This window comes from Algoriphagus locisalis (assembly GCF_900116615.1).
GTDB classification, from domain to species: Bacteria; Bacteroidota; Bacteroidia; order Cytophagales; family Cyclobacteriaceae; genus Algoriphagus; species Algoriphagus locisalis.
Map to the genome: position 1 here is coordinate 433,453 of NZ_FPBF01000004.1, position 8,182 is coordinate 441,634.

Annotated in this window: 10 protein-coding genes and 1 rRNA gene; 4 read left to right on the forward strand and 7 right to left on the reverse strand. The window is 39.5% G+C overall.

Annotated features, from left to right (window positions below):
• Genes BM386_RS14080 through BM386_RS14090 form a run of 3 tightly spaced genes read left to right on the forward strand, consistent with a single transcriptional unit; the run spans position 1 to position 1,080 of the window.
• Entirely contained in the window at positions 1-489 is a 489-nt protein-coding gene (locus BM386_RS14080; protein WP_091695449.1) for a hypothetical protein, read from the forward strand.
• Positions 490-492: 3 nt separating this feature from the next.
• Entirely contained in the window at positions 493-672 is a 180-nt protein-coding gene (locus BM386_RS14085) for a type II toxin-antitoxin system antitoxin (protein ID WP_091695451.1), read from the forward strand.
• A gap of 60 nt (positions 673-732) precedes the next feature.
• Positions 733-1,080 carry a hypothetical protein gene (locus BM386_RS14090; RefSeq protein WP_091695453.1) on the forward strand — a complete coding sequence of 116 codons (348 nt, stop codon included), beginning with the start codon at positions 733-735 and terminating at the stop codon, positions 1,078-1,080.
• Positions 1,081-1,084: 4 nt separating this feature from the next.
• Here BM386_RS14090 and BM386_RS14095 read toward each other — a convergent pair whose 3' ends face one another.
• Positions 1,085-2,578 carry a TolC family protein gene (locus BM386_RS14095; protein ID WP_091695455.1) on the reverse strand — a complete coding sequence of 498 codons (1,494 nt, stop codon included), beginning with the start codon at positions 2,576-2,578 and terminating at the stop codon, positions 1,085-1,087.
• A gap of 183 nt (positions 2,579-2,761) precedes the next feature.
• Here BM386_RS14095 and BM386_RS14100 point away from each other — a divergent pair, with 183 nt between their 5' ends.
• Positions 2,762-3,526 (forward strand): class I SAM-dependent methyltransferase, encoded by a 765-nt coding sequence (locus BM386_RS14100; RefSeq protein ID WP_091695456.1) that lies wholly within the window; start codon positions 2,762-2,764, stop codon positions 3,524-3,526.
• Here the strand turns inward: BM386_RS14100 and BM386_RS14105 are convergent.
• The 6 genes from BM386_RS14105 to rrf form a co-directional block, all read right to left on the reverse strand.
• The gene (locus tag BM386_RS14105) at positions 3,523-4,485 is read right to left on the reverse strand and encodes a glycosyltransferase family 2 protein (protein ID WP_091695458.1); all 963 of its coding nucleotides are present in this window, start codon (positions 4,483-4,485) and stop codon (positions 3,523-3,525) included. The two genes, BM386_RS14100 and BM386_RS14105, sit on opposite strands and share 4 nt — an antisense overlap.
• Positions 4,485-5,447, reverse strand: a complete 963-nt coding sequence (locus BM386_RS14110) for a glycosyltransferase family 2 protein (RefSeq protein WP_091695460.1) — start codon at positions 5,445-5,447, stop codon at positions 4,485-4,487. Before BM386_RS14110 ends, BM386_RS14105 begins: the two co-directional genes overlap by 1 nt.
• 3 nt (positions 5,448-5,450) lie before the next feature.
• Positions 5,451-5,999, reverse strand: a complete 549-nt coding sequence (locus tag BM386_RS14115) for a DUF4199 domain-containing protein (RefSeq protein WP_091695461.1) — start codon at positions 5,997-5,999, stop codon at positions 5,451-5,453.
• A gap of 7 nt (positions 6,000-6,006) precedes the next feature.
• Positions 6,007-6,519, reverse strand: a complete 513-nt coding sequence (locus BM386_RS14120; protein WP_091695463.1) for a DUF4199 domain-containing protein — start codon at positions 6,517-6,519, stop codon at positions 6,007-6,009.
• Positions 6,512-7,756: a dihydroorotase gene (locus tag BM386_RS14125; protein ID WP_091695465.1), complete on the reverse strand. Its 1,245-nt coding sequence runs from the start codon at positions 7,754-7,756 to the stop codon at positions 6,512-6,514. The genes BM386_RS14120 and BM386_RS14125 overlap by 8 nt, the downstream gene beginning before the upstream one ends.
• A gap of 130 nt (positions 7,757-7,886) precedes the next feature.
• Positions 7,887-7,998: ribosomal RNA gene (gene rrf, locus BM386_RS14130) — 5S ribosomal RNA — on the reverse strand.
• Positions 7,999-8,182: the final 184 nt, after the last annotated feature.

Here is an 8,182-nt window from a genome sequence, read left to right on the forward strand (position 1 = left end):
ATGGCAAACCGGATTTTCAAGGAAAGTCAATCCTACGCTGGCACTTGGGTAATGTACTTCATACTACTGGTGGAAGCACCTACCCTCATTTTGCTTATTGTATTGTATTTCACCAGCGAAGACAAGCAGGAGATGGCTATCGCTCTTGGGGTAGTTTCCTGCACTATGGCGCTAGCGTTGATCCTGCTTTTCAATATCAAATTGGAGACGCGCATTGATGATCAAGGCATATCGATCCGCTACCTACCATTCATTAGAAAATGGAAGAACTATCCCAAAACCCAAATTAAATCCTGGGAAGTTTCCTATTATCAGCCTGTTTTAGATTATGGTGGGTGGGGGATCAAAGGCAATAAAACCACTCGCTCATATTCTGTATTGGGAAGCGAGGGACTGCTTTTGGATGTGGGAGAAAAGAAAAAAATCAGAATTGGAACCATGAAAGCTAAGGAATTGCAGGCTTTTATGGAAAGTTGGATGGAGGATTAAGTTATGGCTAAAAAGAAAGCATTTGCACTACGACTGGATGAGAATATGATGAAAGCGCTCGAAAAATGGGCTGCAGATGAATTCCGTAGTACCAATGGCCAACTGGAGTGGATCATCCGGGAATCTCTCAAAAAATCAGGAAGATTACCCAAAGGAGATCCTGATCAGAAAGATCCAGAATAATGAAAAAGTTAGACGTAGATGTATTTTTTTGTACCTTAATGAAATAAACCACTAAAAATTATGAAGAAACTTATTTACTCCTTTTTACTCGTTGGCGGACTGATCTATATGTCTCCCGATCACGTAATGGCTCAGGAAGTGAGCACTAGCACTGTTGATGCCAAAACTCAGGCAAAAGTAGAGAAGTCGAAAGAAAAACTAGTGAAGTTGAACGAAGACCGCCAGAAAGCAATCGAAAAACTGGAAAAGACAAGAGCCGACTTTGACAAAAAGAATGCAGCTGGCAAACTTTCACCAAACGATGTGGCTAAGATCACAAAGAAAATGGGGAAGCAATCCAAATCCATTGAGAAGATCGAAAAGAAAATAGCTAAGGAAGAAGAATTTATCAAAGAAAACACCTTCTAATAGCCTACTCCATCTCTGGTATATAGAGTAATTCATCATTTTCAAAATCATACAAAGTAAGTGATCTCAACTCATAATAAGCCATCCAAAATTCGCGTAATGAAGTATAAAAGGCTCTTTTATTAGAGTCTTTTTCATTTTGCGCAATATTGAGATTTGTTATGGTAACATTGCCTGTCTGATATCTTTTGAGCGCAATATCGTACCGACGCTGAGCCACATCATCAGACACCCGGGTCACCTTCAAACGCTCTTTGATCATCATGAAATTCTTTACCTGAGTGAAAATTTCCTGTTCAAAATTAATCAGTTCCTGTGCCACCGTATTTTCAACCAACTCTTGGTTTGCCATAGCCATAGACATACGGGCTTTATTTCTACCCCAATCTAAAATCGGAACCGAAAGCCCAAGACTGACTAAAGCCTGAGTATTTGGATTCTGATATATGTCTGGAAAATTAAAAGCCGCGTTATTGTAGCCATACCTAGCGTTTAAAAGAACTTGAAAACGCTGCCCACGTGCTTGGGCTACCTGAGACTCTGCCTCCGTTTTCTGCCGTTCATAACCGATCGCTTCAGCTCTATTTTGAAATGCAAGGTCTATGGCCTGCTCCACATTCACTTCGAATTCGGGAATATCTACCGGGGAAACTAGATTCAAGTTTGAGGACTGATTCAATCCTATAAATGAGTTCATAGCAAAAGCAGCACTCTCCAAATCCACTTCCGCCTGTGCTGCTGCCTGCTGTGCATTGAGAACCTGGAGTTCCACCTGCAGGAGATCATCCTCAGGGGTCACTCCCAATTCATTTCTTCTTTTTTCTATCGCAAAAATATCCTCAGTATTTCTCAGGTTTGTCGCTGCGATCTCCGAGTTGACCTGGGCAATAAGATAATCGAAGTACAACTGAGTGACGTATATAGAAACTTCCTCCATTTCCTTTACATATTCCCGCTTACTTTCTTCATATAACAAAGGCTCAATCTTCTTATCCCATTTGTAAGGATTGAATGCAAATATCGGCTGATTCAAAGCTACACTTATAGGCACACCTGAATATCTAGTCTGAGGTTGTCCTGGATTTGACAGGAAATTATCAAATCTATTGGTAGAAGTATTCACAGACACGGTTCCTCCTGTAGCTCCAATCACCTGTTCCAAACCCAATCCCAAGTCCATCAAGTTTTGCTTTACTTCAATGAATTCGATCGAGCCATCTGGCTGAGTAATATTATTGAATTCTTGATAATATTGAGGGATAGTACCAGTCAGCCTTAGCTGCGGATTATAATTTGACCTGAACAATCTATACTGCCAATAACGGTTTTCCCGTCTTGTTTTTGCTCGTAGGGCTACCGGCGAACCATCCTTCGCCTGCTGAACCAACTCTTTTAATGTAAACGTCTTGGTCTCCTGCGCAATAGCAAAATCGAGTGATGTAAGTACCACTATCAGAATAATAGCTGGCTGGATAAAAAGTAAATTTCTAATCTTCATAAAGGTGTTTTTTTTTGATTGAAAAAGGAGAACAATTCACATCAACTAAAATACTGATTGAATCTGCACAAACAAGAACCTTATTGCAATTCAAATCATAAAAAATCTAAAAAAACAAAAGATTCACATTAATTACGCTCCTTTTAGCCCTTTGAGTAACTTGCGCTCAGATTAAAAGCATCCATGAAATCCATCATCAGTTTTGTTATACGCTACGTCCCTAGGCCATTATTACAGCGAGTAAGTCCCTTAGTAATGAAAGTCTTTGCTCAAATGAACGCTGGTAAGGACGTCACATGTCCAGTTTGCGATCATAGTTACAAGAAGTTTCTTCCTTATGGCAGAATCGCACGGGCAAATGCGCTGTGCCCAAACTGCCTTTCACTGGAACGTCATCGCTTGATGTGGCTTTTTCTTAAGGAAAAAACAGACTTTTTCTCAGCTCCACTTCGAGTACTGCATGTGGCGCCCGAGCATTGTTTTATTGAACGTTTTGAAGGATTAAAAAATCTCGACTACATCACTGCAGATATAGAATCACCCTTGGCAAAGGTGAAAATGGATGTTCATGATATCCCCTTTCCAGAAAACAGTTTTGACGTGGTCTTTTGCAACCATGTGCTTGAACACGTAGAAGACGACCTAAGGGCATGTGCTGAGTTTAATCGGGTATTGAAGCCAAACGGATGGGGAATCCTTCAATCACCAGTGTACTCGATCGAAAAGACCTTAGAAGATAAGACTGTTACTGATCCTGCTGAGCGAGAACGAATTTTTGGACAGCGTGATCATGTTCGCAAGTTTGGAAAAGACTATGCGGAGAGATTAAGAAAGTCAGGAATTAAAATTGAAGAAAATCTATTTGTAAAGGAAATCTCCCCTAAAGTCGTCAAACAAAATGCGCTTCCGTCAGAAGAAGTGATTTTCGTATGTAAAAAAGGAAATTAACCTTTACTGGCTTTTTTCAAGAGCTCAAAAGGCAAACCAACTCCATACGACCATAGCTGCAAAACAGAAGTAACCCAACTTAATGCCCCCACCTTAATTGAGTGGTTTTGTGAGGATGAGGATAAAATCACCGCTATGCTCCATAATAGAAATATCCCAACACTGATTTGAAACAAGGTATTGTTCAGGAAATATGAAAATAGAATACTAAGACTGAAAAGTGAAAATGCTGTGGGTAGCCAGTGCACCAATTTGATCGCACCGGGGTGAAACCTTGATACATTTACTCGGTTCCTTCCAAAGGAAAATGCTTGCTTAGAAAAAGAAGAGATCGTGTTTTTACGCTTATGGTAAACAAATGCCTCTTGAACCAATTCAAGTATAAATCCTGCCTTCTTAATCCGGATACTCCATTCTATATCTTCTCCTTGATTTGGGTCAACAAAGCCTCCTGTTTGTTCAAATACTTTTCTTGAGACTCCCATATTGAATCCTCTAGCTTGATATTTGGAAGGATCTTTCATTTTACCGCGAATACCACCTGTGGTCCAAAAGGATGTCATAGCAAAATCCATGGCTTTTTGCAAGGCAGAAAAATCCTGACTAGCAGCATCCGGGCCTCCAAAAGCATCTAATTTCCTAATGGTAATAGCACTTGAAAGCTTTTGTAGATAATCTACTGGCAAAATGACATCAGAATCCAGAATAACAAAAAAATCACCTTGAGCTATCTTCATCCCATTGTTTCTGGCGAATCCCTGCCCAGTATTTGCTTGGATTAGGTATTGAATCTGAAGTCGAGATTTGAATTCCTCAACAATTTCCGATGAGTCAATCGCAGAACCATCCTCAATTACCACCACTTCAAAATCATGGTGACTCTGATTTGTCAGGCTTTGTAACAGTTCCCGTAACTCTTCAGATCGATTGAAAACCGGTATGATTACCGAGAACTTCATTAAAAGCCGAAGTTAATCTCCTCGTCAATTTTATACTCGGTATCCTTTGATTGATTCGAAGTCATCAACTCAGCTATAAATCCAGTCACGAATAATTGCACTCCAATAATCAAGGCGACCAATGCTAAAAAGAAAAGGGGTTGATCGGTGATTTCTCTCACTTTATACCCTTTACTCAACCCATATACCTTCTCAAAGATCAACCAGCAAGTGATGATAAACCCAGTCAAAAAAGAAAAGCTACCCAAAAACCCAAAAAAGTGCATAGGCTTCTTTTTATAGCGATGCACAAAGGACACCGATATCAAATCAAGAAACCCGTTTAAGAACCGCTCTAGGCCAAACTTTGAGTAACCGTATTTTCTAGCCTGATGCTGGACTATTTTCTCTCCTATTTTTCCAAACCCATTCCATTTGGCAAGCAATGGAATATATCGGTGCATCTCTCCATAGATCTGAATATTCTTCACCACTTTAAGCCGATAGGCTTTTAGTCCACAATTGAAGTCATGAAGCTTAATGCCAGAGATCCACCGAGTCACTCCGTTAAAAAATCTGGAAGGGATTGTTTTCCCCAATGGGTCATGACGCTCTTTCTTCCATCCAGAGACCACATCAAATTTTCCTTCGGTGATCATTACATAAAGACCAGGAATTTCATCAGGGCTATCCTGAAGATCGGCATCCATAGTAATCACTACATCCCCACAAGCCTTCTTAAACCCAGCATCCAGTGCAGCTGATTTACCATAGTTTCTGGTGAAATTAATTCCTTTAACCTCATTGTATTTATGAGAAAGCGAATTAATTATTCCCCAAGAATCATCAGAACTGCCATCATTGATTAAAATCACCTCATAAGAAAAGCCGTGATCTTGCATGACACGGCTAATCCATTGAGTTAATTCAGGCAGTGACTCCTCCTCGTTAAATACAGGAACTACAACTGAAATTTGGGTCATAATTTAATAATCGAGAGACTTGTCTCTCTTCTTTAGGATTGCTCCCAAAATTAAGGCAATAATTGCATACACTATTAACCCAAAGCCAAAATTCATAAGCTGACCTGACAAGGTAAATCCCTTGGCTGTGCTCGATTTCATCTCTTCTAAAACAGCTGGATCCATAGCATCTGGATCCTGTCCAAAACTCTCCATCATTGACATCTGGGTTTCAAAAGCCTGATCGGCTAAGACACCAGCTAAAGAAGGATCTACAACGTGAAACAATAATACTTGCCCTATTAGTCCGACCAAACCAGAAATTACCATGGTAATAAAACTAAAGTTAAAGGCTGTTCCAAAAGACATAAAACCTCCAATCTCGGTTCTATATTGCTTACCAAAATAGATAATAAGTACAAAGAAAAGTACCAAAGCAACCAAGCCAAACCAAGCCGACCCTAGTAAAGTAGAATCTATAAAATAGGCAACAAAGGTAAGAGCCAAAGACACTAAGCCGATTGTTAACCCAGGCTTAATTGCTGCCTGAAAAGGGGATTGTTGTTCTTCCATGAGTTTGTTAGTTAGGATTTCTTCTCAAAATAATAGATATAATAATAGTAAAAAACAGTCCGGGAATGATTTTCCATAAACCATCATTCAGAGCTATGTCCAAAGAAACCATATTTTTAACACTTTCCAGTGTCATACCATAGGATTCTAGTCCGACCTGACTTACGATAGAATCTTTGCTCGTAGCTAGGACATCTAGTTTTGAAGCCTTAATCTGCTCAAATAAATTAGGGTGAATCTGCAATACTATCCAAATCCCAATTAAGGACAGGATTGCTTCCAGCATATAAGTAACGAATCCTAATGACATTCCCTCAGCAAAAGACAAATAGCCATTGTTACTATATTCCTTAAAGAATTTAATCGCCAGGAAAATTGCTATTGGTGAAATAACATACCCAAAAACCAAATTTAGATTCGTAGGATCTGGATATAAAAAGGAAAGCGCAACAAAAGCTATGACACTTAAAGCACCGGCAATACTTCCAAATTTGTAAGCAGAACTAAAGTATTTATACATTCACTTCTATTAACTGTCCCTTTTGAATCACATATTTCACCTGACCTTTGAGGTTCTTTCCAAACCAAGGTGAGTTTGAAGAGTTTGACTTATTTGACTTCTCATTGTACAACCATTCTGAGTTTGGATCAAAAATAGTCCAGGATGGAGATAAATGGTGTGGCAAAATAGCTTTCGGCCCAGAAGTAACTTTTTGAATTAATAATTCCCAACCAAGTTCCTTTTCGAGTAAAACCAAGGCTGGTAAAAAAGTCTGCAATCCAACCATGCCGAAATTAGCAAGATCAAATTCCATAAACTTAGAATCTAAATCTTCCGGTTGATGGTTACTAACCAAAGCATCTATTGTTCCATCCTTAAGTCCTTCAATTAAAGCGGCTCTATCAGAATCACCTCTGAAAGGTGGTAATACTTTAAGGTATGGATCAAAGTCCATCAAATCCTTATCAGCAAAGAGCAATTGATAAATTGAGACATCCGCTGTAACGTTCAATCCTTCAGCTTTTGCTTCTCTAATTAGTTTAACTCCTTTTGCAGTATTGATGGTCTGAAAATGAACTCTTCCACCAGCGTAGCGGATGATCTCTAGGTTTCTCTGAATAGCTACATCTTCTGCAAGATTAGGTATTCCTTTTATTCCTAGCATTGTGGAGTTTTCTCCCTCATGCATGTGTCCAAAAATAGCCAACAAAGGATCATAGGCATGATCAAACAATACTCCGTTAAACTTCTGGAGATACTGAAGTATTTTCATGTAGCGATCTCCATTAGCTAAAGGCTTCACACCTTCACCGAAAATAGAGACCCCTGATTGATGATGCATATCAAGAATCTCAGTTAGATTCTCTCCATCAGTATTTTTAGTAACAGCTCCTTGAATTAATAACTCTGGAGTATATCTTTTAGCTCTGTTGAGCACAAAATCAACATCCCCTTTAGACTGGATAACTGGGTCGGTATTTGGCAAAATAACAGCAGCAGAAAAACCGCTAGCAATTAATGACTCAGCAAGACTTTCTATGGACTCCTTGTATTCATGACCAGGTTCTCCCATGCTACACCTGAGATCAATCCAACCTTCAGACAATAGCCATCCAGAGGCATCAATTTTTTGGTCAAATTTCGAAGAGTTGCCAGAAGCAGATAGGATTAATTCTCCATTGTCAAAAACATAATCCTTGGCTTCTTTTATACCTTCAGGATTGACAATACGGAGACCTTTAAATAGAATAGACATTCAAATTGGGCTTTGATGCAAAACTGCAACAATATTCTAAAAATGAAAAATGGATTGTAAAATAGTCAGATAAAATTGAAGAGTCTATAACGCAAAAAAGCCTTCCGTTTACACGAAAGGCTTTGAATAAATGAGGCGGCGACCTACTCTCCCGGGTGTAACCCCAGTACCATCGGCGCTGCAGGGCTTAACTTCTCTGTTCGGGATGGGAAGAGGTGGGACCCCTGCGCTAGGCCGCCTAAATCTTGATGTCCGATGACCGGTGTCCGTTGCCGGATGATCATTCGTCCATATAATATCTTAAGTTCTTTGTCTTTGTCTACATCGGTCACCCGACATCAAACATCCAACAATGAATAACATGTCTTTGCAGAAACTGTAACAAACGTAGGGTAAGCTTTTGGGCAATTAGTACTACTCGGCTAT